General features: G+C 37.5%; 24 protein-coding genes. 15 read left to right on the top strand and 9 right to left on the bottom strand.

The window, feature by feature from the left end; all coding sequences use genetic code 11:
- Nucleotides 1–8: 8 nt before the first annotated feature.
- From GXZ72_04845 to GXZ72_04790, 12 genes are all read left to right on the top strand, one after another.
- Nucleotides 9–1,079 carry an ABC transporter substrate-binding protein gene (locus tag GXZ72_04845; protein HHT18867.1) on the top strand — a complete coding sequence of 357 codons (1,071 nt, stop codon included), beginning with the start codon at nucleotides 9–11 and terminating at the stop codon, nucleotides 1,077–1,079.
- Between the two features lie 21 nt (nucleotides 1,080–1,100).
- Nucleotides 1,101–2,123: an iron ABC transporter permease gene (locus GXZ72_04840; GenBank protein ID HHT18866.1), complete on the top strand. Its 1,023-nt coding sequence runs from the start codon at nucleotides 1,101–1,103 to the stop codon at nucleotides 2,121–2,123.
- Nucleotides 2,120–2,896 (top strand): ABC transporter ATP-binding protein, encoded by a 777-nt coding sequence (locus tag GXZ72_04835; protein ID HHT18865.1) that lies wholly within the window; start codon nucleotides 2,120–2,122, stop codon nucleotides 2,894–2,896. The genes GXZ72_04840 and GXZ72_04835 overlap by 4 nt, the downstream gene beginning before the upstream one ends.
- 60 nt (nucleotides 2,897–2,956) lie before the next feature.
- The gene (locus GXZ72_04830; GenBank protein HHT18864.1) at nucleotides 2,957–3,547 is read left to right on the top strand and encodes a formylmethanofuran dehydrogenase; all 591 of its coding nucleotides are present in this window, start codon (nucleotides 2,957–2,959) and stop codon (nucleotides 3,545–3,547) included.
- A gap of 75 nt (nucleotides 3,548–3,622) precedes the next feature.
- Nucleotides 3,623–4,366 carry a DUF364 domain-containing protein gene (locus GXZ72_04825; protein HHT18863.1) on the top strand — a complete coding sequence of 248 codons (744 nt, stop codon included), beginning with the start codon at nucleotides 3,623–3,625 and terminating at the stop codon, nucleotides 4,364–4,366.
- A 56-nt stretch (nucleotides 4,367–4,422) separates the two neighbouring features.
- Nucleotides 4,423–5,004, top strand: coding sequence for a class I SAM-dependent methyltransferase (locus GXZ72_04820; GenBank protein HHT18862.1), 582 nt, complete (start codon nucleotides 4,423–4,425; stop codon nucleotides 5,002–5,004).
- Nucleotides 5,005–5,181: 177 nt separating this feature from the next.
- Nucleotides 5,182–5,796 carry a class I SAM-dependent methyltransferase gene (locus GXZ72_04815; GenBank protein ID HHT18861.1) on the top strand — a complete coding sequence of 205 codons (615 nt, stop codon included), beginning with the start codon at nucleotides 5,182–5,184 and terminating at the stop codon, nucleotides 5,794–5,796.
- Nucleotides 5,797–5,831: 35 nt separating this feature from the next.
- Entirely contained in the window at nucleotides 5,832–6,404 is a 573-nt protein-coding gene (locus GXZ72_04810) for a formylmethanofuran dehydrogenase (protein HHT18860.1), read from the top strand.
- Nucleotides 6,405–6,467: 63 nt separating this feature from the next.
- On the top strand, nucleotides 6,468–7,295 hold the full coding sequence (locus tag GXZ72_04805) for a sulfite exporter TauE/SafE family protein (protein ID HHT18859.1): 828 nt from the start codon (nucleotides 6,468–6,470) through the stop codon (nucleotides 7,293–7,295).
- Nucleotides 7,296–7,573: 278 nt separating this feature from the next.
- The gene (gene modA, locus GXZ72_04800; protein HHT18858.1) at nucleotides 7,574–8,374 is read left to right on the top strand and encodes a molybdate ABC transporter substrate-binding protein; all 801 of its coding nucleotides are present in this window, start codon (nucleotides 7,574–7,576) and stop codon (nucleotides 8,372–8,374) included.
- Between the two features lie 85 nt (nucleotides 8,375–8,459).
- Nucleotides 8,460–9,251, top strand: coding sequence for an ABC transporter permease subunit (locus GXZ72_04795; protein HHT18857.1), 792 nt, complete (start codon nucleotides 8,460–8,462; stop codon nucleotides 9,249–9,251).
- Nucleotides 9,252–9,256: 5 nt separating this feature from the next.
- Nucleotides 9,257–10,348 (top strand): ATP-binding cassette domain-containing protein, encoded by a 1,092-nt coding sequence (locus tag GXZ72_04790; protein ID HHT18856.1) that lies wholly within the window; start codon nucleotides 9,257–9,259, stop codon nucleotides 10,346–10,348.
- Nucleotides 10,349–10,382: 34 nt separating this feature from the next.
- Here GXZ72_04790 and GXZ72_04785 read toward each other — a convergent pair whose 3' ends face one another.
- The 8 genes from GXZ72_04785 to GXZ72_04750 form a co-directional block, all read right to left on the bottom strand.
- A complete protein-coding gene (locus tag GXZ72_04785; GenBank protein HHT18855.1) occupies nucleotides 10,383–10,700 on the bottom strand; it encodes a DUF2097 domain-containing protein in 318 nt (105 codons plus the stop codon).
- Nucleotides 10,701–10,733: 33 nt separating this feature from the next.
- Nucleotides 10,734–11,027 (bottom strand): DUF2097 domain-containing protein, encoded by a 294-nt coding sequence (locus tag GXZ72_04780; GenBank protein ID HHT18854.1) that lies wholly within the window; start codon nucleotides 11,025–11,027, stop codon nucleotides 10,734–10,736.
- Between the two features lie 80 nt (nucleotides 11,028–11,107).
- On the bottom strand, nucleotides 11,108–11,944 hold the full coding sequence (locus GXZ72_04775; GenBank protein HHT18853.1) for a formylmethanofuran dehydrogenase subunit C: 837 nt from the start codon (nucleotides 11,942–11,944) through the stop codon (nucleotides 11,108–11,110).
- Entirely contained in the window at nucleotides 11,931–13,640 is a 1,710-nt protein-coding gene (locus tag GXZ72_04770; protein HHT18852.1) for a formylmethanofuran dehydrogenase subunit A, read from the bottom strand. The genes GXZ72_04775 and GXZ72_04770 overlap by 14 nt, the downstream gene beginning before the upstream one ends.
- A 9-nt stretch (nucleotides 13,641–13,649) precedes the next feature.
- Nucleotides 13,650–15,005, bottom strand: coding sequence for a formylmethanofuran dehydrogenase subunit B (locus tag GXZ72_04765; protein HHT18851.1), 1,356 nt, complete (start codon nucleotides 15,003–15,005; stop codon nucleotides 13,650–13,652).
- A 14-nt stretch (nucleotides 15,006–15,019) separates the two neighbouring features.
- Complete coding sequence (locus tag GXZ72_04760) at nucleotides 15,020–15,550, bottom strand: formylmethanofuran dehydrogenase (GenBank protein HHT18850.1); 531 nt, start codon at nucleotides 15,548–15,550, stop codon at nucleotides 15,020–15,022.
- Nucleotides 15,551–15,559: 9 nt separating this feature from the next.
- Nucleotides 15,560–15,790, bottom strand: a complete 231-nt coding sequence (locus GXZ72_04755; protein HHT18849.1) for a 4Fe-4S binding protein — start codon at nucleotides 15,788–15,790, stop codon at nucleotides 15,560–15,562.
- A gap of 18 nt (nucleotides 15,791–15,808) precedes the next feature.
- The gene (locus GXZ72_04750) at nucleotides 15,809–16,867 is read right to left on the bottom strand and encodes a 4Fe-4S binding protein (protein ID HHT18848.1); all 1,059 of its coding nucleotides are present in this window, start codon (nucleotides 16,865–16,867) and stop codon (nucleotides 15,809–15,811) included.
- Nucleotides 16,868–17,480: 613 nt separating this feature from the next.
- Here GXZ72_04750 and GXZ72_04745 point away from each other — a divergent pair.
- The 3 genes from GXZ72_04745 to moaA all read left to right on the top strand — a co-directional run bounded on the left by GXZ72_04745 (nucleotide 17,481) and on the right by moaA (nucleotide 20,108).
- Nucleotides 17,481–18,173, top strand: a complete 693-nt coding sequence (locus tag GXZ72_04745; protein HHT18847.1) for a TOBE domain-containing protein — start codon at nucleotides 17,481–17,483, stop codon at nucleotides 18,171–18,173.
- Nucleotides 18,174–18,403: 230 nt separating this feature from the next.
- Nucleotides 18,404–19,123 (top strand): molybdopterin-guanine dinucleotide biosynthesis protein B, encoded by a 720-nt coding sequence (gene mobB, locus GXZ72_04740; GenBank protein HHT18846.1) that lies wholly within the window; start codon nucleotides 18,404–18,406, stop codon nucleotides 19,121–19,123.
- Nucleotides 19,124–19,175: 52 nt separating this feature from the next.
- On the top strand, nucleotides 19,176–20,108 hold the full coding sequence (gene moaA, locus GXZ72_04735; GenBank protein HHT18845.1) for a GTP 3',8-cyclase MoaA: 933 nt from the start codon (nucleotides 19,176–19,178) through the stop codon (nucleotides 20,106–20,108).
- A 58-nt stretch (nucleotides 20,109–20,166) separates the two neighbouring features.
- Here moaA and fdhF read toward each other — a convergent pair whose 3' ends face one another.
- A complete protein-coding gene (fdhF, locus tag GXZ72_04730) occupies nucleotides 20,167–22,845 on the bottom strand; it encodes a formate dehydrogenase subunit alpha (GenBank protein ID HHT18844.1) in 2,679 nt (892 codons plus the stop codon).
- Nucleotides 22,846–22,885: the final 40 nt, after the last annotated feature.

Genomic DNA, 22,885 nt, shown 5'->3' with positions numbered 1-22,885 from the left:
TGAAACAATTGAATAGTAAAAATAAGACCATAATCGCCATAATTGTTGTTATTGCCATTCTTGGCATTATAGGTACTTATATAACATATTATGCACCGAGTAGTGGTGGTACAAAACAGCTGACGGACATGGTGGGGAGGAATGTCACTGTTCCTACGCAGATTAACACCGTGGTGGCTACATCACCCCCTACTACAAATATGATCTACATATTAGCTCCTGATAAGTTAGCAGGATGGAATTTCAAGCCCACTGGGCAATACATGGACCCTAAATACAAAAACCTTACAGAAGTGGGTGGTTGGTTTGGGAAACAGACTGGGAATTACGAAACCTTCATTTCAATAAAACCAGACATTGTATTGGAAGGTTCCAGCCCTCTTGCAAATGCCAATGATACAGTAAACGAAAGACAAACCAAATTTGGTGCTATACCAGTTGTAGCAGTTCTGGATGTTTCAAATGTTACCAAATTTACTCCATCAATTAAATTCATGGGACAGGTCTTAGGGGTTGAAGATAGGGCAGATAAATTAAACTCTTTCTATGAAAAGGTTTACAATAAAGTTAACAGCACTGCATCCCAGATTCCGGACAATCAAAAGAAAAAAGTGTATTATGCCGAGGGTCCAGAAGGATTACAAACTGATCCTAGCGGTTCACAGCATTCACAGTTAATCGAACTGGCTGGTGGCATAAACATTGCTGACGTTCCACTAAAACAAGGCATGGGCATGTCAGATGTTTCTATGGAACAAGTACTGAAGTGGAATCCTGATGTTATTCTGGTAGGAGATCCTTCATTCTACAAGAAAGTCTACATCGACACTAAATGGCAGAATGTAAAAGCTGTTAAGGAAAAACAGGTTTTCTTAATACCTCAGGATCCTTTTAACTGGTTTGACAGACCTCCGGGTGTTAACATAATTCTGGGAATACCATGGACTGCTAAGACATTGTATCCAGATAAATTCCAGGACTTGGACATGAACAGTTTGACCAAAGAATTCTACTCTGAATTTTACCATTACCAGTTAACTGATGAAGAATTGAACAATCTGTTAAATCCTCAGCCATAATCAATTAACAGGTGATGGAAAATGGCTATATATAGGAAAATCTGGCAGAATATGCCTCTTACTACGGTCATAGTAGCTCTGCCAATTTTCTTATTTTTTATTTCTTTTCTTATTGGACGATACCCCCTATCCCCTGCTGAAGTACTTATCGCATTATTATCAAAAATTTTACCAGTCAAAGCAGCTTCACCGGCAGTATATTCTATTGTTTGGGAGATACGACTGCCCCGCATAATGGCCGCCCTTTTGGTAGGAGCTGCACTGTCCATATCAGGAGCTTCCCTCCAGGGAATATTCCAGAACCCCCTGGTTTCTCCAGATATATTGGGAGTAACCTCTGGAGCTGGTTTTGGTGCTGCTTTAGCTCTTCTTCTATCAGGCAGCCCGTTTATAGTTCAATTATCTGCATTTTGTTTCGGTTTAATTGCCGTGACTCTTACCTATACTATAGGTAGTAGTTTCAGAGGATCGAAAACCTTGGTTATGGTTCTCTGCGGAATAGCGGTAGCTGCCTTATTTTCAGCTTTTATATCCATAACCAAGTATTTAGCTGACCCTTACGATAAGTTACCAGCAATTGTATACTGGTTAATGGGCAGTCTTTCCAATACTTCTTTAGATGACCTCTATCTAGTATCAATTCCTATGATTATTGGATTTTCATTACTTTTAATTATACGTTGGAGGATTAACATCCTGGCCATGGGAGATGAAGAAGCCAAATCCCTGGGAATTGATGTTTCAAAACTCAGAATGATTATTATTATTTGTTGCACGCTTTTAACCGCAGCAGCAGTAAGTATCAGTGGAATTATTGGTTGGGTTGGACTGGTTATTCCCCATGTAACTCGAATAATAGTTGGACCGGACTATAAAAAATTATTACCTGCTACTATATGTACAGGGGGTTTTTTTCTTCTTTTAGTAGATGATGTAGCTCGAAATCTGTCTCAGATGGAAATTCCTCTGGGAATATTAACTGCCCTGATAGGAGCACCTTTCTTCTTATATCTTCTTAGAAAAGGAAATGAGGGTTGGTCATGAAAAGTCATGTCAAAGTAGTTGATGCTAGTTTTGCCTATAATGGCAGTGGAAATGTTTTTGAAAATATCAATTTCTCCATTGGAAAGGGAGAAGTTTTGTGTATACTTGGACCCAATGGCACTGGTAAAACCACGTTAATTAAATGTTTAAATCGTCTTTTAAAACTTAATTCTGGTGATATTTTCTTAAAAGGTGAAAATATTTACTCCTTAAACAGTAAAGATCTGGCACGGCAAATTGGATACATACCCCAAGGACATAGGCCTGTTTTCCCATTCAAAGTTTTGGATGTGGTTTTAATGGGCCGAGCACCCCATTTAACATCTTTATCTTCACCATCAGAAGCTGATTTGGTAATTGCCCAGAAAGCCTTGGAAAAACTGAACATTGACCACATGACAGATAAGCCCTACACCGAATTAAGTGGAGGAGAAAAACAGCTAGTATTCTTTGCACGTATTTTAACCCAGAAACCTGATGTTTTACTGCTGGATGAACCAACATCACACTTGGACTTTGGAAATCAGATGCGCACCCTTAATATTATTGATAAACTGGCTGAAGAGGAATTTACAGTCGTTATGTCCTCTCATTTCCCTGATCATGCATTTATATCCGCAGATAAAGTAGCTATAATGAAAGATTGCCATATTATTGATTATGGGACTCCAAATGAAGTTATTACGGAAAAAAACTTAGAAAAAGCATACAATATTGGAGTTAAGATTATGGACCTTGAAGAAGAACGAAAAATATGTATTCCTCTCGTTTAATCATGTTTTTTGAGTTATTAATTCATTAATTTCATTACAAGACAAATAAGGAGATAAATTATGGATAATATAAACCGCTATTTAGATAAAGGAAAAGAATTTCATGGTGATGTTTGTGCAGGGATAGTTATTGGCACTAAAATTGCATTGACAGGCTTGAAAGAACTGGGAATGAATCCTGATGAGCATAATCGAGATTTGATGGTGTACGTGGAGATAGATCGTTGTATGGCTGATGCTGTTCAAGCAGTAACTGGGATTACCATGGGACATCGTACCCTTAAATACAAGGATTACGGTAAATTTGCTGCTACTTTTCTGGATCTATCAAATGGAAAGGCAGTACGAGTTTCTGCAATTGAAAATCCACAATCAACTCAATCGAATGAAAAATCTGATGATGAAAGACCAGATATGAAGAAAATGGTTGAAAAACTCATCAAAACCCCAGAAAAAGATTTATTATTGATTGAAGAAGTTGAAGTTGATGTGGGTGAGCATGAAATTCCAGGATTCCCGAAATTCCGAGCATACTGTGAAGAGTGCGGTGATAAAGTGATGGATCGTAGGGAAGTGATAGTTGATGGGCGAACACTATGTAAAGCTTGTGCAGAAGGTCCTTACTACCGTAAAATATCAGAAAGTAAGTGAAATGTGTTGAACAATTTATGTGTTTGCAAATTTGGACAACATTAAATGTGTGAATAAATAAAATTGAGTGAATTTATGAAACTAATTAACGAATTGCTGGAAGTTTCAAGTGAAAATGATTCAGATGTGAAGGATGTGCGAGTTGGAGTATCCTGGACTGGTGTTCATGGAAAATATGGCGGAATCTCCAAAACATACGGCATCCCTGTAGTTCATGGCAACTATACTCGAAATATGGGTGAATTAAGCAATACAACAACCCTGAAATTGGCAGAGTATGTTAAATCTTGGAATTTGGTTGAGGCAAGTATTGGAGTGGCTGCCCTGAATTCTATGATGAAACCTCGTGGAAAAAAGGATTTCAATGCCCAGGATTGGATCATTGAAGATAGCCATGGAAAAAAAGTGGTTATGGTGGGTAAATTTCCAAAAATAGATGAGATAAGGGCCGTTGCCAAGGAGTTTTGGGTATTAGAATCTAATCCAAATCTCACCAACCCCAAAGAAAGAATTGTCACTGATGCAGCTGCTGAATACGTGTTTCCAGGAAGCGATATAATCATTATTACCGGTTCCACCCTTATTAATAAAGGATTAGAACGTTATTTGAGATTGGCCAAGCAAGAAAATGCCTACACCATAATTATGGGACCCAGTACAACAATGTGTGATGTGTTTTTCGATTATGGTGCTGATATGTTAGCAGGAGTTGAAATATTAGATTCTGAAGCCCTTCTCCAGAAGATCAGCCAAAGTGGTGGGATGATCAACGCTAGAGTTTGCAAGAAGGAAATAAGGTATAGGGTGCTGGAAAGTTAATTATTATTCACAGTTTTGAAACCTTATTAAATGATTATTCCAAATTTGATGATTCTATGTTAATAAATAGGACCCGTGTACCTATATATCCCTTGATAGCCAATCAAATCACCCGTAAATTCAACATAACAGAGGGAACTGCCATTGATGTAGGTGCGGGTCCTGCATCCCTATCAATTGCAATGGCAAGAATAACGCATCTTGACATATATGCAATGGATATTTCCAGAGAAATGTTAGAAATTGCACAAAAATCAATTGAAAAAAATTCTCTCAAAAAACGAATAACCTTAATAGCAGGCGACGTTAACCAGATGCCTTTTCAAGACGAATTTGCTGACCTCATTTTCAGCAGAGGTTCCATGTTTTTCTGGAAAGATTTGTCTAATTCGTTTAAGGAAATATATCGAGTTTTAAAGCCTGGCGGTGCAGGATACATAGGTGGGGGATTTGGTAGTGCTGTGTTGCGGAGAAAGGTTAAAGAAGAATTTAAACACACAGAAGGCAAAACATGCCAAAAACCTCCAAAAATACAAGTTGATGCTCTTGAAATAGCAGTTTTAGAAGCTGGAATTACCGATTATCTTCTAATTAATGATGAATCAGGATTATGGGTTTTATTTGAAAAAACAGGATAATTTTATTCTATAAATCTATTGAAAGAATGTTTTTATTCATAACTCAAATTAAATTGAAGTAAGTAATTTCGAAAATGCCTATAAAAAATGAGGGTTATTAATTCTGAAGAAAAATCCTGCAAAGCTCATATATTGATAAATAGAAATTATTAATTGAAATTACTTGGAGTGAAAAAAATGTCAAATGATACTGGATTGTACCCATCCAATGGCCATCGTATCAAAGGGAGAACTAGTGAATCTTTTATAGATGCAAGAGACGTTATTTCTAGACTAAATCTTAAAGGAAATGAAGTATTCATGGATGCAGGTTGTGGTGATGGTCATGCAGCTATGATAGCTTATGATATGATGGATTCTGAGGCAACGATATATGCTGTGGATGATTACCAACCTTCCATTGATGATTTAAAAAAAGATCTAGAAAAAGATGGGATAACCAATGTTATTCCTATTCAGTCTGATATAACCAAAAAAATCTACCTTGATAACGACACTGTGGATGTATGTCTATTAATCAATGTTTTCCATCATTTTGTAGCCACAAAAAGCACTGATGAGGCCATTAGTGAGCTTAAGAGGATCATGAAGCCAGATGGTAGGATAGCTGTTATGGATTATAAAAAAATGGATACTGGATATGGGCCTCCAGTAAAATTCAAAAGAAGTCCAGAAGAAATTGAAAAAATGTTCCTTAAACATGACTTAACAATGGTTCAATTGGACACGGAAACCGGCGAAGATTTGGAAGATGGGACAAAATCCCATTATTTAATAGTATTCAAAAAATAGGTCTAGAAAGAATCTAAAAATTGTTGGTGTTAAAAATGGACGAAATTATTGCTAAAATAGACGACCAAGAAATGTTATCCCAGATAGAAAAAGTGGTCCCTTTTCATGGTTATCTCAGTACTGGGGCCTTTATAGGCTTACAGATGCTAGAAATAGCCAAAAGATTATTGGACATTAAAGATGGGGAGAGAATTTTCGTGACTTGTGAAACTCTTAATTGTTTGCCTGATCCATTTCAGATTCTTTGTGGGTCTACCATTGGCAACAAGGGACTCAAAATCCTTGATTATGATAAAATGGCCATTACCATTAATAAAGGAGCTAAACCAGGGCAAGACCATGTTAAAGGTGTGAGGATATTCTTAGACGCTGCAAAAACTGTTAAATATCCAGTATTCCATGCATGGTACATGAATGAGAGAAAAGTCCCCCATGAAGAGGCTATTTCAGAACTTATCCGGGCAGGGGATGATGTTTACTCTTGGGAATTTGTGGATGTGATTGTTCCAGTAAAGGCCAAGAAAGATGTTCGTTTATGCAAAGTTTGTGGAGAATCATTCGTAAGTAAGGACGGATCTGATGTCTGTAAAGGTTGTGTTGAAGATTAATATTAGTCCCAATCTTTGATTAGATAGTAACTAGTGTGGTGAAATTTTTAGGAGATTGAAACAGTGGATTTTATTGTTTATGTTTTAATTCTTCTAATTACTGGTGTTTTTGTTGGATTTTTATCTGGTCTTCTTGGTGTTGGCGGAGGATTTGTCATGGGGCCAGTTCAGTTCTGGCTTCTTCTTTTTTTGGGTTTTGAACCAAACATGGCCATTAGAATAGCATTTGGCACAAGTTTAGCAGTAATTATTCCGACAGCCCTTAGTGGTTCTGCAGGACATTATATTAAAGGTGCGGTGGAGATTAAACCCGCCATGATAATAGGATTATCAAGTATTATAACTGCATACATAGGCGGCGTTATAACTGCGAACACCCCTGCTTACGTCTTGAGTACCCTATTTGGAATCGTAATAATATTTTTGGCAGTTTGGATGCTAAGTTCCCAATATCCTCACTTTTCAGGACAAATTAAAGGAAATACATTTATTTTAATAGTTTTAGGCTTAGTTACTGGTTTATTATCTGGAATACTTGGAATTGGTGGTGGGACAATATTAATACCATTTTTGATCATTTTAATTGGTTGTAGTGTCCATAAAGCAATTGGAACTGCATCAGTGGTAGTAATATTCACGGCCATGGGCGGAGTTATTTCATACATTATTAATGGGATAAATGTGGCAGGGTTACCTACATTCTCGATTGGTTATATTAATCTAATAAATCTCATTATTTTAGCATGTGCAACTGTGCCCCTTGCCCAAATAGGAGTAAAAATATCTCACACGCTACCTGCAGAAAAATTGAAATATATTTACTCTATACTAATTATTTATATAGGTTTACGGATGATTGGAGTTTTTTCATGGCTCCATTTACCAATTTAAATGAAAAATAGGAATCATTGAAACATATTTCATGACATGTGGAATAGATTTAGGTTTACTAAATTTAAATTTATTTTTCATTAGAAAGTTAAGATTTAATCATTTTTTGAGTAGTATAAAGAGATTAATCATTTTAAAATTAATTTTGAATAATATTTTCTGGAGATACACAGTTAAATATTCGTTACCAAAATATCGATATTTTTATATGTGCATATCGATTATAGGATGTATAGATTGCATGTCTCAGTGATGGGATTATTGGAGGTATAAAAAAAATGGAATTAAAAAACATTATGATTGTAGCAGTAGTTGCCATTTTGATTGTAGCTGCAGGTTTATATGCTAGTGGAATTTTCACTGGTGGAAACAGTGCTAAAGGAAATCTAACAGTTCTGGCAGGTGCTGGAACAAAACTAGCTATGGATGATCTGAAAGCCAACTACGAGGAAAAAAATCCCGGAACTACCATCAACATACAGTATGGTAACAGTGGAGAACTATTTACCACGTTAAATACACAAAAAAGTGCAGATATGGTTGTTCCTGGTGATTTGACATTCATGGAGAAAGCTGAAAGTAAAGGTTATCTTGATAATGGCACCATAAAACCCATAGTTTACCATATTCCAGTCATTGCTGTTCAGAAAGGAAACCCTAAAAATATCACTTCAGTGAAGGATTTAGGTAATCCAGGACTCAAAATCGGGTTGGGAGACACGAACGGCACAGCTGTAGGGAAACAAAGCATAAAAATTCTTAATAAAACAGGCAATTTAAAAGCTGTTAAAGAAAATGTTGTAGTTTATGCACCTACTGTAAACCAACTTATGACTTATCTTACATCGGGACAAGTGGATGCAGTTATATTAATGGAAGACATTGCAACCACTGGTAAAGGGCAAGATAAAATTGAAGTAATTCAAATTCCAGAAGACCAGAATGCTATCGCTACCATTGGGGTTGGTTTGACTGTTTTCACACAAAACAAAAACTTAGCCACCCAGTTTGAGGACTACATAACTTCCCCTGAAGGTCTGGAAATTTGGAAAAAACACGGCTTTAAACCAGTGCAGTGATGAAAAATATAAGTGATGTGAAGATTAAGTCAGCTTGATAACTATTTATCAATAACCATTAGATCAATTATTTATGGGGATGAGCATGAGAAGTAAGCTGGAAATAATCTTCATATCAATATCCTTTATTTTTACAGCCTTTTTATTTATCATTATAGGTACTTTATTCATAATGCCCTCTGCTGAAGGTTTTTTATCAGCTATTTTTTCAAATGAAATGATTACCTCAATTAAATTAACTTTATCTACTTCAGTACTTGCCGCGTTTTGTGTAATATTGGTGGCTGTTCCAACTGCTTATTCCTTATCCAGATACTCGTTTCCATTAAAAAGTTTAGTAAAGAGTATTTTAGATCTTCCCATGGCCTTCCCTGAAATTGTGTTAGGTATTGCATTGCTGATGATTTTCGGAGATCAATTCCTTGGAAATTCGCTTGAAAACTTAGGTATTGACATTGTTTTCACAACAACCGGGATTATTATTGCCCAATTCTTTGTTGCCCTTCCTTATGCCGTTAGAATACTTTACTCCACATTCAATTATGTCAATCCCCGTTACGAATTTGTTTCCAGGAGTTTAGGATATGGGGAATTTGAAACATTTAGAAAAATAACCTTGCCACTGGCTAAAGGAGGGATATTCGCTTCTGCTGTGGTTACGTTGGCCCGTTGCATAGGAACTTTTGCTGCAGTTCTGTTGGTGGGAGGTGGAACCTACTTAAAAACTGAAACACTGCCTATTGCCATATACTATAATTTATCCTTGGGAAATATAGATACAGCAATTACTGCAGCTATTATTTTGGTTTTAATATCCTTCGGCGCCATATTCATTCTGGAAAAATATGCTCATGAAAACTTGGAAGGAGTGAACTGATCTTCATGTTTTTAGATGTTCAGAATTTAAGTGTGAAACTGGGGCAGTTCCATCTGAACGATGTGAACCTTAGTTTAGAGAAAAATGATTATCTGGTTATTATTGGACCTACAGGATCTGGTAAATCTGTCCTTTTAGAAACAATTGCTGGTTTTTTCACCCCAGATAAAGGCGAAATTATTATGGAAGGGAAAAAAATAACCAATCAAAGCCCTGAAAATAGGGGTATAAGCATAGTTTATCAGGATTATGTTCTTTTCCCACATATGAATGTTTTTGAGAATATTTCTTATGGTTTGCAAAAAAAAATCAATGCCAAAAAAATTATACAATCAAAAGTTGAAGAAATAGCTAAACTCCTGAAAATTGATCATCTTCTAGAGAGAAACCCTGAAACATTAAGTGGTGGTGAAAAGCAAAGAGTTGCAATTGCCCGATCACTTGTGGTAGAGCCTAAAATTCTTTTAATGGATGAACCGTTTGCAGCTCTAGATGTAAACACTCACGCCTATCTTACTTCCCTCATTAAAAATGTAATAAACAAACACCAAACCACGTGCATCCATGTTTCACATAATTTTAATGATGTTTACAACTTAGCTGAGAAAGTAGCAGTGATGAAAGAAGGCAAAATTCTTCAACAGGGTACCACTGATGAAGTGTTTACCAAGCCATCACACAACTTTGTTGCAAACTTTGTTGGTGTTCACAATGTATTCCAAGGTGAAATTGTAGGGCATGACAAATCCTTACTCCAGATAGAGATAGATCCTGGAATTATCATCCACAGTTCAGACAACTTCCAACACGATTCTAATGAAGTAATGGTGGCAATACGTCCAGAAAGCATCATATTTTCCAATGAAAAATTTGTGTCATCTGTTAGAAACCAGCTGAAAGGAGTAGTCAAGGACATGTTTGAAGTAGGACATACAGTATGGATAGAAGTTCAAGTGGGAGATGTGACTTTCAAAGGAGTTTTAACCCCAAATTCCTGTGAATCATTAGGCATAGAAAGGGAAAAAGAAGTTTATTTGAGTTTTAAATCCTTAAATGTTAACTTAATAGAGTGTCATGATGCTTATCACTCTATTTAAAAACAAAAAAATCCCATTAAGAAAATAAAAAAAATTATTGGATTTCTTCTTCGCAAGTGTCTATAACTATTAATACTTCTTCACCGTCTTTAGGACAGTGCCTTACCTCAATTAAATCATATTTAATTTCTTCAAGGTCAATATCTACCGTACTATGGATAGTATCTCCATCAAGGTGAACCATAACAGTACAGCTTTTTCTCCCATCTTTGAGAACACAATTTTCAACATTTATAACCTCACCAGGAGTGAAAACCCGATTATAAGACATTTCAACCTTGTCAAACGGTTTAACGTACTTTTTAACGTAGTCAATAGCTTCTTCACAATCCATAGTTAGTTTTTTTGCCATTGTAACACCAGAACTTAATTAATAGTTTTTTAATTAATCTTCCACCACGATAACCTTCAACTCATCTCCCTGAATATGTCTAATCTCAATCAGGTCATCCATAATGGCATGCATGTTGATTTTTACCGTTTGATTAACCAGTTCTCCACTCAAATGTAAAGTGAGTTCCAAGAATTCTTCACCGAATTCTTGCTCCATTTCAAGTCCTAAAACTTCTCCAGGAGCATAAATACGATTATATGAAATTTCCAGAATATCATGCATTTCAACATTATCTTTGATATATTCAATAGTTTCGTCAGCTTTTAGAAATATTTCTTCTTCCATAAAAATCACATGATAAAATAATATCACTTGCACTGTTTAAAAAAATTTGGGTATTAAAAAAAAAATATGTGAAACAGAGATTATAAATATTCTCTGTTTTTCTCTGCGTTGAGGTAAAGTGAACCTTTACCATTTACAGCTATATCCCCATTATATTTGATGTATTTACCAGAGAAGCTTTTTCCATCAATTTCAGGATCAACAACTATGCTATCATAGACAAATCCTTCCAGAAGGATTCCTAGTTTTCCTTTGATGAGGATGTTTCCGTTTTTCATCTGACCACCTGGCCAGCGAGTAACGTCCCCGTCAATCTGGATGAAACCTTTGTTCATGTGGATTCCGGCTAAAATATCACAGTCTCCTTTAACATAGATTTCTCCTCCTGATAGACATTCTCCAAGTTGTTTACCTGCGTTTCCATGGAGGATGATTTTCCCACCACTCATGCCTCTCCAGTCACCGATGTAGGAGCATCCGCAGAATTCTCTAGTGCTGCCCATGATTTCAAGTTCTCCACCTTCCATTTCACGACCAGCATAACTTTCAGCGTCACCATTAACGGTAATTTTACCGCCTTTCATTTCTGCTCCGCAGTGCAAGTCAGCATCTCCGTTAACAATGATCTCTCCAGCGCCCATCTTACAACCGATGTATTTAACTCGGCCGAAGTCACCATCAAGAATCATTTTAACTTCTTCAGGACCAGTTGCTTCTCCTTCTACTTCAATATCGAAGTAGTCGGTTAATGGGAATCTTCTGTTTCCAACTGGTACTTGGTATTTTTCGAAGTCTGCTTTCTCCCAGTTGAACACTTTATCTGGGATTAGTTCATCGAATTCTAGGGCTATTTGAGATTTTTTCTTTAGGGTTAATGTTATTGTTTTCACTCTTAATACCCCCTTATTTACCTGCATTGACCTCTGTCACTATTGGATTAGGTGTGAAATGGTCTTGTACTTGATAGTTTTCGAATTTAACTGTGTAGAAACGTGTGAATGTAGGCATAACTTCCTCCATCACTGCTTTTTCTTGTTCTTCGAAACCTTTCACATCAGTCCATAATGTATGACTTGGAACCACTTTTACAACCTCTCCATCTTTAACCAGTATCTGGCCATCTTTGATGGTGTACATTGCGTTTCCAAATGCGTGTTCTATTGCTGCAGGTTCTTTGGATGGGTCTATGTCGTTGGGGTTCAGGTCATATACTGCTATGTCTGCATTATATCCTGGAGTTAATTCTCCCCTGTCCTGATATCCGTAGATTTTAGCGGCAGATGCCCGGGTAATGGTGGCTATTTCATTGAAATCATATTCTCTGTCCAGAGTTCCTAGTCCAGTTCGTTTGTATGACCATACTCTTACTTCTCCGTTATCCATCATTTCCTGTCGGCGCTCATTACTCATGAGCCAGGATATGATTCTAGGGTATCGGATGAATGGACCAGCATTTGGGTGGTCAGTGGTTAAACATACTTGCCAGGGGTCTTTGATTCTTAAGAACAGTTCAAGTCCTACACCCCATTGGAAGGAAGGGACTGGTGCTTTTCCAGAGTATATAAATGGAACAATTCCAGATCCTGTTTCCAATTCAATGTCCTTATTAGCCCATTTAAGACCATTGAGTTCATGCAAGTCGAATTCCATTGGCCCGTCTGCCGTCATGGTAGTGGTTTCATCTAAAGTAACTTGACCTATATCACAAGTTACGTGTTTGTTGTTATTTATATAATCGGCAACTTCTTTGGCCCCGGATTCTACATCCCTCCAGCTTGTCCCAGCATAGGAGTGGAATTGGGCGTGGGTTAAGTGAATTGTCTGGTTTCTTTTTGAACCATTCTTGGCGATGTCTTTGACACAGTCCAAGGTGTTAACTGTGGTTGGATAGTTTCCTGGGTGTCCCAGATCGTTAGGATGTACATGTATTGAGTGAGGTAGTCCTAACTTTTCATTGGCTTGTGCAAGAGCTCTAACCACTTCTCTAGCTGTTACGTCAAAGAAGGGCACAGGATCATCAATACCGTGGACATTGCCACCCCAACCCCATGCTTCTGTTCCGCAAGGGTTCACAATTTTTATTCCGTAACCTTTGACTATTCTGAGCCATGATGCCACAAATGCAGCTATTTCATCGATTTTTCCTTCTTTGGCCCACTGTAATACAAACCAGTTGTTACCAAAGAGAGGTAATGGCGTGATGTCAATGTTTGGAATAGCCATTATTTCTTCGTGAGTGTGTTTAGCTTCCAGAGGGGGTACTGCAGCTTCGGTCACTGTTCCGTAACCCATCCTTGAGTACCGGTACCCAGTTGCTGGGCAGCTGGGTATGGAAAATCCTGATTCTGATCTGCAAACATCAGTTTTAGATGTAACGCCCTTTCTTGAGTCTTCTGGTCTGTAAATCCTTCCAACAACAAGTTTTGGCCCTGCTACGTGGGCGTGAGGGTCCACACCGGCAGGCATGACTATTTTGTCAGTAACGTCTAAGACTTTTGCATCAGAAGATACTTGTTCAACGATTTTTCCATCCTTGAACATGACATCCTTCTTTTCACCAGCTATGTTGTTGGCCGGGTCGTAAACTATACCGTTTTTTAGTATGTATTCCATGATATCACCTTATTTACTAGCTACTGCGGCCTCTTTAGCTTTGATTTTTTTAACCCTTTCGTGCAACTCTTTAATGATCCATTCGTCATCTCTGCAAGTTTCAGGTTTGTCAATGGCTTTTTTCATGTAGATAGGTACACCATCCATTCGGTAGCTGGTACCAGCACATTCTACACCTATAAATGATCCTGGAAGCACTACATCAGCTATTTCAGTGGATGGTCCCCAGTGGATGTCTACTTGGATTACAGGGATTTCTGCCAAGTGCTTAACTGCCCCTCCGGGGTAGTGAGCTCCTGGGTCTGCAGCTATCACCATAAATACATCACATTCTTTCCGAGTTAACAAATCAATGGTGTTGGTTTCACCATTCATGTATCGGGGGTATCCGCGGGCAAAGTCTACACCATATGGGAATCCCATTTCATATGCCATGAATATGTTAAATCCATTAACATTGAAGTGTCCTCTCATAGGAGTTAACACCCATTTTGTGTACTTGTTTAGGTCGGCTAACATTTCAATAGCCATGTCAATGTTTCTTTGCTTGGATAATGTGTGTGTCAGCCCCAGTCCAAAGTATAATGCTCCGAACTGAACGTTTTTCATGGCTTCAGCTAATTCCATTATGTCTTCTTTTGGTATGCCAGAAACAAAGTCTTGATCGATTTCTTTTCCTCTTAAAGCTGCCCGTATTGCATTATAGAATCCATAATCCCCGTTCTGTTCAAAACCAATCCATATGTCAGACATTTTGGCAGTGTCGCTGTATTTAGGATCCATTGTGACCACTGTACGGTCAAATCGTCCTCTTTGTCTGAACCATCCTCTGGGGAAGGTACTGTATCGTGCCATGTGTCTTGGGTGAGAGTTCATTGGGTTACTTCCAGTGTAAACAATCATGTCTGCACGGTTTTTAACTTCTCCCAAGGTTGCGACAGGATATCCTACGTTTTGTACAGCTTGTAATGATGGTCCATGACAGATAGTAGCTTGGTTGTCAAGAACAGCTCCCACTAGTTCACCTAGTCGGATGCCGTGTTTCATAGTTTCAATGGATGTTTCACTCCAACCGTAAAATATGGGTCGGACTGAGTTAGCTATGAGTTCGGCTGCTTTATCCAGGGCGGTGTCCCAATCAACTTCTTGTAGTTCACCGTTTTCATCTCGTATCATGGGGACCAGGAGCCTTTGATCCATGTCCTCCATGACTTTGCTGGCGCCGAGTCGACAGGCGTGTCGTACCCCGACTACGTGCCCATCTTTTATTAAGAAATCTAAATCGTCACAGTTACATCCGCAAAAGGCGCATGTTCCATTTTCGACGATTTCATCATAATCAGTTACTGGTGGTTCGTATGCCACTTTAATCGGCCTCCTTATTTTTTCTTGTAGACGGGCATCTCACCGAGTGATTTTAACTCAGGGATGGTTTCTTCGTCTTCAACATATTTTTTGTAGACTGCTCTCATGAGGTCAGCCATTAATAAAACTGGTTCATCAGTTTTTTCTACAGTACAGTAAATCCCTTTGTAAGTGGGGTCACAACAGCAGTATGTTTCGTGGCTAGTTATTACGTTGGCCCAGGGGCCTTTTGGAATGAATATGGTTCCTTCGTGAGGTGCGTCCCTTGAGTGAACTGAAGATACTATTACCTCTCCCCAATCTGTGGTTACTTTCACACTATCCCAATTAGCAACGCCAATTTTTGCCATGTCTTTAGGATCCATGTAAGCAACTCCGCAGACTTTTCGGTATTCATCCTTACAAGTTGAACCTCTTTTTTTACATGCACCCTGATAGATGTCTGAGCCGGTGTTCAGCATCATGTCCAATATTCTTCGTTCTTTGGCTGTTGGTTCTTCTAATTTAACAACTTTTGGAACGACGGGTTTTTCTATATAAGTCATTTTTACACCTCATTCCAGCCATATTGCATCTGTAGGGCAGAACAATTGACATGTTCCACATTTTGTACATTTTTCTGGGCTGAAGAGTTTGATTACTCCGTTTTCTACCATCATGATTACTTCTTCAGTTTTGGATCCGTGACCACCTGCTACTTCAGGACTGATGGAGACGTTTATCGGGCATGCGACAACACATACTCCACATCCCAGGCAGTTATCTTGTTCTACTTTCAATTCCATAATTTATCACCTAAAATTTTAGGTTTTAAGAGATTCCATCTTGTTTTTCCATGATTTGGACTTGGTTGGTGTGTAGTCCACATCGGTTCTCTTGACTTTAATGGCGTCTACTGGACAGACATTTTCACATGCTCCACAGTAGATGCAATAGGTCTCATCTTTAAACACTTTGTCTACGATTTGTCCTGATTCATCTGGCTGAGGGAAAGAGTAGACATCACATGGACATATATCCACACAAGCACCACAAGTGGAACACTTGTCCTGATCTACTGTTATTTCGCCTTTGAAAGGTTTTTTAACTTTGGCAGCGTCTACTGGGCAGACTTCTTCACACCATCCGCACCTAACGCATAGATCATCATCAATGAATGAGCTTCCTTTGATTTCGGCGTCTGCAGGGTCTAAGTCGTATTCCCCATATGAACATGTTCTACATGCTGCCATTATGGCATCAACTGGACAGGCTTTTTTACATACCAAACAATAGACACATTTATCTGTGTCCACGTTTATGTCTGAAGCCACTGAAGGGTCAGATGAGGTTGGGATTTTACTGTCCATAGTAATTGCATCAGCAGGGCACACTTCTTCACAGACACCACAGTAAATACAAGTATCTTTGTCAATTTCTATTTCACCGGTTACCAACTTGGCTCGTTCTGGCAGTTCACGGGCAATGGTGATTGCTTCTCGAGGACATGCCACTTCACATGCTTTACAATAAATACATGTTTCATCGTCGATTTCAGCAGAAGACAGATATTGTGGATAAACATCCATGTTCTTGATTGATTCACCGTCAATGGTGAATTCTAGAGCATCAACAGGGCATCCCACGCTGCACATACCACATAGAACACATTTGTTTTCGTCAACGCATATTTTTGCTTCATCGGCTTCTGTTCTGACAATAGCCCCGACATCACCGAGTTCGATTGCTTCTACTGGGCATACTTTTTCACAGATACCACAGCCAATGCAGACTTCGTCTTTGAAAGCCAGCTTACGCTCTTCGTCGGCTGATCTTGTTACATCAAAGTCCAAGTCTTTGACTTCTTTCGTATTAGAAACCATTTTTTACCTCCATATTTCTATTGAGCAATATGGAATTAATCCCATTATGGAATTAATTCTAAATCAAGACACGCACAGCACCAATATGATCATGTGAAGATTTTATACTGATTTTTTGATAATTCAAAAGCTTTGTTTAATTTAAATTTTTTAAATTGTTTCAATGAAATTCCTTGAAAACATATAGTTGGCACTAAGTGTGTTGATTACACATAAATCATCCAGTATATTTATACATTCCTACTAAGACTAATCCGGCATCCTTATATACTAATGTGCAGTAAATACACATATATCTGTGTATCAGTGGTTCATTATATTAGATTTAAAACCAGATACCCCCATCATTTCGGCTTAAAAATCATAAAACTAGAATTATGGAGTAACAAGAGGAAAAAATCAGACAGACATAATCTTATGGATTGAAAAAAGTGATTTAATGTTTACTATCTCACACTGCAATCCCCCTATCAAATTAAACAACATTCATTAAGAAAGTTGGAATAAAAAAAAACTGTTTAAAAAACCCCATAAACCCCATAAAAATAACACTCCACATAGCAAGTAATAGATATAATAAGTTTGATCACTAAATTAGTTTAAGGTGCGACATATGGATAGTTCAAAAGATGGACCACAATACCGATTGAACTTGGATGACAAGATAATACTGCTGAATAAAAAGAAATTCGAGCTTTTAAAGTACATTGACCAATGTGGATCCATAACACTGGCTTCAAAAAACGCCGAAATACCATATCGTAGCGCCCTTAAATATATTGAAAACTTAGAAAATGATCTCAACAAAACAGTCGTGTCAACAAAAAGAGGCGGAAAAGGAGGAGGTGGCGGAAGCACACTAACAAAAGAGGGAAAAAAAGTATTAAGAGAATATCGCAAAGTTGAAAGTATATTGAAGATGCATGCCGATGTTAATGAGATTGAAGGAGAAATTTCGCATATTGATACCGAAAATAGAATTGCCAACATTTATTTAAATGGGAATAAAGTCATACTCCCTCTACGAGGGAATTTTGGTGTTGGAGACAAAGTACTGGTTTTAATCAGCCCAGATGACATATTTGTAATGTTAAAACCACAAGAATCAAGTGTACGTAATATTTTTCCAGGAAAAATCACTCGCATGGAATTAAAAGACAACCTTATTAGGCTAAATGTGGATTTAGGGGAAATAAGCCTTTTTGTAGATATAACTGAATATGCCCGGGAACAATTAAATTTGAACCTTGGAAAAGAAGTATATATAGGATTTAAAGCAGCGGCCATTGCCATGGTAAAAGTCTGATTAATTTATTTTTAAATGAATCCCATTAGATAACCACACGCTTACAATATAATTACACGAATTATTATGTAAAAAAAACTTGCATTTGACGTTAACACTCCCTCCTATTTGGACACTTCAATACCTCATTATTGCTCTAAAAACTAAAAAAAATGTAAATATGCCCAGAAATACAGTGCGGCAGCAATAAAGTAAAGTTGAATATTTATTCACCATAAAAAGGTGGAATCATGAAGATAATAACCGTGGTAGGAACAAAAAACACTGGCAAAACAACCCTTGTAACCATGATAGTTAAAGAACTATCTAAAAGAGGTTACAAAGTAGGTACCATTAAACATACACACCATGACTTTGATTTAGAGGGAAAAGATACTTGGAAACACCGGGAAGCAGGAGCAAAAATAGTTGTTGGTTCGGGAAAGGGCACTTTCTTTTTTATAAACAAATTATTATCATTGAAAAATATCCTTAAAATCGTTTCAAGCACTGAAAATCCAGATTACGTTGTTATTGAAGGATTCAAATCATCTAATTATGCTAAAATTTCAACTACAAGTGAAAAAGATGATTTTACTATCGCTAATATTGATGTTTTTAAAACCAAACCAGAAAATGTGGTTGACTTGGTTGACTTGGTTGAAACACGGACGTACAGCATTATCCCGGAAGGAAACTGTGGTGAATGTGGTTTTAAAGATTGTATAGAAATGTCTAAAGCCATTATACAGGGAAAAATATCTGAAGATAAGTGCAAGATGAGGAAATTAAAGGAAGTTGAACTGTACATTGGTGATAAAAAAATTCCTTTAAACCCTTTTGTGCAAGATATCATTAAAAAGAGCATTATGGGCATGATTAGCACTCTGAAAACTGATCAAATAGCAACTGATGAAGATGAAAACATTTACAAGAACATAGAACTATGGATTAGAAATAGCGAAGACTAAAAGTAAACCAAAAAAAAATGAAAATTGAAATGCTAAGTATGGTTGAAGTTTTATGAATGATTTAAAGACAGACAATTTTCAGAGGCCAATTATTTCCCTCCGCATATCCATAACTAATCGTTGCAATATTCACTGCTTTTATTGCCACCATGACGGTATTATTCCCCAGGAATATGAGATGAACTCTCAAGAAATAGAAAGAATTTCTTTAATTGCTAAAAATATTGGAATAAAGAAAATCAGACTATCTGGAGGAGAACCACTAATCAGAGAAGATATTATTGATATTGTCAGAAGAATATCAAAAATAGGATTTCAAGATGTTTCTTTAACCACTAATGGAATATTACTGGAGAAATATGCTCTTTCACTGAAAAATGTCGGGTTAAACCGGGTAAATGTCAGTTTTGACACCCTCAACCCACAAACTTACCAGTTCATAACCAAAAGCAACTACCTTGAACATGTGAAAAGAGGGATAAAAAAAGCAGTGCAAGTTGGACTGTACCCAGTTAAGGTAAATATGGTGGTGATGAAAGGATTGAACCATAATGAGATATGGGACATGTTCCATTTTTGCAAAGAATATGGAGTAATTCTACAGATCATTGAGCTCTTAAAAACTGAAAGCTGTCCTGATTCTGATTTTTTCGATGAATATTATTATGATATGAAGATTATAGAAGAAAAACTTAAAAAGAAGGCAACAAACATTAAAACACGTGCTTTCATGCAAGATAGGAAAAAATATTTCCTTGAAGGAGGGGAAATAGAAGTCGTACGTCCAATGGACAACACTGAATTCTGTAAAAATTGCACAAGACTGAGAATAACTCCTGATGGGAAAATTAAACCGTGTTTACTTAGAAACGACAACCTTGTAGATCTCATAGATCCCATGAGAAATGGAGCATCAAACAGGGAACTAGAAAAACTATTCTTAGAGGCAATTAATAAGAGAAAACCTTATTATAATGGTTGTTAAATAGAAAAATAAAATTTTTAGGGATATAATTCTTTTACGAATGTTTAGACCCGTTTACTTATACAATGCATTTTTCAATCCTAACTACACAATATTTGAATTCAGGAGTCTTGGTTACAGGATCACATGCCGGGCTGGTTATAATATTAGTTTTAGTTTCAGGTGAATGGAATGCCATGAAAACCAAGCCTTCGGGTGATCTATCAGTAATTAAAACTGGAGATTTAATTTTCCCTCTGCGAGAAATAACCCATACCCAGTCCCCATCAGAAACACCAATTTTTTCAGCGTCTTCAGGACTCATTTCCACTGGATCATGATCATAGAGTTCTTTCAGCCCTTCATTCACACCCGTCATTGTACTAGTGTGATAATGAAAAATTCTGCGACCAGTAGTAAGTACCAAAGGATATTGTTCATCTGGTAATTCAGCTGGCTGCCTATAACTTAATGGAACAAACTTAGCTTTACCGCTTTCAGTGGCAAAATGTTCCTTGTGAAGAATTGATGTTCCTTCATGTTCCTCATGATAACAGGGCCACTGTTTACTATCTTCTTCAAGACAAGAATAGTACATTCCACCATAAATTGGGGCCAGTCCAGCTATTTCAGCAGCAACATCTTCAGAGCTCTCATAATCAAAGCCTTCTATTCCCATTTTTTGAGCTATTTCGGAAATAATCTGCCAATCTGGTTTAGAATCGCCAACCGGTTTTATAACTTGCCTCACTCTTTGAACACGTCTGTCAGCATTGGCAAAAGTTCCATCTTTTTCAGCGAAAGAAGCACCTGGTAAAACCAGATCTGCCCTGAGAGCAGTTTCCGTCATGAACAGATCTTGCACAATCAGAAATTCAGTTGATTCTAAAGCCTGGATAATGTTGGAAGAATCTGGTTCTGAAAGTGCCGGATTCTCACCCATAATATACATGGCTTTTATTTCGCCTTTGCGGACAGATTCCATCATTTCAAGAATTTTTAATCCTACATTAGGGCTGAGTTTAGAATTCCAGGCCTTTTCAAATTTCTTCTGAGCCTCTGGATTTTGAACCTTCTGATAACCCGGATAGGAGTCTGGTAAACATCCCATATCACACGAACCCTGAACATTATTCTGACCCCGGATAGGATTAACCCCTGAATATGGTTTGCCAAAGTTTCCAGTTAATAATGCCAAGTTAGATAGGGCAAAAACATTATCAGTACCATGAGAATGTTCAGTTATCCCCAATGAATAAAATATAGCAGCATGATCTGTTGTAGCATACAATCGTGCTGCATCAACTATTTTTCGTTGAGTTACTCCGGTGATTTCTTCCACAGTTTCCAAGTCAAACTCATCCAGAGATTCCAGCAATGCTTCGAAGTTTTCACATCGTTCCTGGATGAATTCCTTATCTATGAGATCTTCATGGATTATAACTTGAATCATGCCCATTATTAGAGCCACATCAGTTCCGGGATTGTGTTGGATGTTTATATCCGCATGACGAGCAATATCAATGTTTCTAGGATCGGCTACAATAATTTTAGCCCCATTTCTAACAGCATCCATTATTCTCATACTTAAAACAGGGTAACTATCAGTAGGATTGGTACCTATCAAAAAAAGACATTTAGCATGCGGTATTTCATCTATTGAGTTGCTCATTGCCCCACTACCCAGACTTTCTGCCAGTGCCGCTACTGAAGGTGCATGACATGACCGAGCTGAGTTATCAATATTATTTGTTCCCATAACTAGCCGAGTGAATTTTTGCAAGACGTAATTATCCTCATTCGTACAACGGGCAGAAGATATAGCTGAAAATGAGTTATTACCATACTTAGAAAGTTTTTGTGCGGCAAATTCAAGAGCTTCATCCCATTCCACCTCTTCAAAAGCTCCATTCTTCTTTATTAGAGGTTTATTTAACCGGTCTGGATGATTAATAAAATTAAATCCATATCTACCTTTAACACAGAGATTACCCTTACTTAAGGGGTGTTCTGGGTCGCCTCTTGCACTAATGATTTTTTCACCTCTTACACCCAAGTACAGTCCACATCCAACACCACAATAAGTACAAGTGGTTTTTACTTCTCTAGAGGGTTTTTGATTTTCTTTAGGAACCAGAGCCCCTACTGGACAAGCCACAACACATTCTCCGCATGATACGCAGTTTGATTCTAGGATTGGTTTGTCCATTAATGTGGTGATACGAGTTTCATATCCCCTGAAACCAAAATCTATGGCACTGACGCCTAAACGATCTCTACATGTCTGCACACAAATGCCACATAGCACACATTTCTTTAAATCACGAGTAAAAAAAGGATTTGATTCATCAACTGGGACTTCAAGTAGTGAATGTCTTAGATTGGAAATATTTTCATTTTCAATTCCAAAAAAAGATGCTATTTCTTGTAACTTGCACTGATTGTTCTGTGCACAAGTAAGGCATTCTGATTCATGGTTGGCAATGAGGAGTTGTGCTACCATTTTTCGGGAATTTTCAACACGTTTACTGGTTGTTGAAACTGACATTCCTCCTTTTACTAGGGTTTCACAAGAAGTTACTAGGCGTCCATCTTCATTTTCAACCAAACATAACCTACAAGCACCCCTAGGTTTAAGATCAGGATGATAACAGAGATGAGGAATATAAATTCCATTTCTGGTGGCAGCTTGGAGAATTGTGTCTCCCTCTTGGGCTTTTACTTGTATCCCATCAATAGTGAATTTTATTTCATCCATTTAAAATGCCTCTAAATTTATGTTTTACGTTACTTTTAGT

This window comes from Methanobacterium sp. (assembly GCA_012838205.1).
In the GTDB taxonomy this organism is placed as follows: domain Archaea; phylum Methanobacteriota; class Methanobacteria; order Methanobacteriales; family Methanobacteriaceae; genus Methanobacterium.
This window is presented reverse-complemented; position numbering and strand designations above follow the sequence as displayed.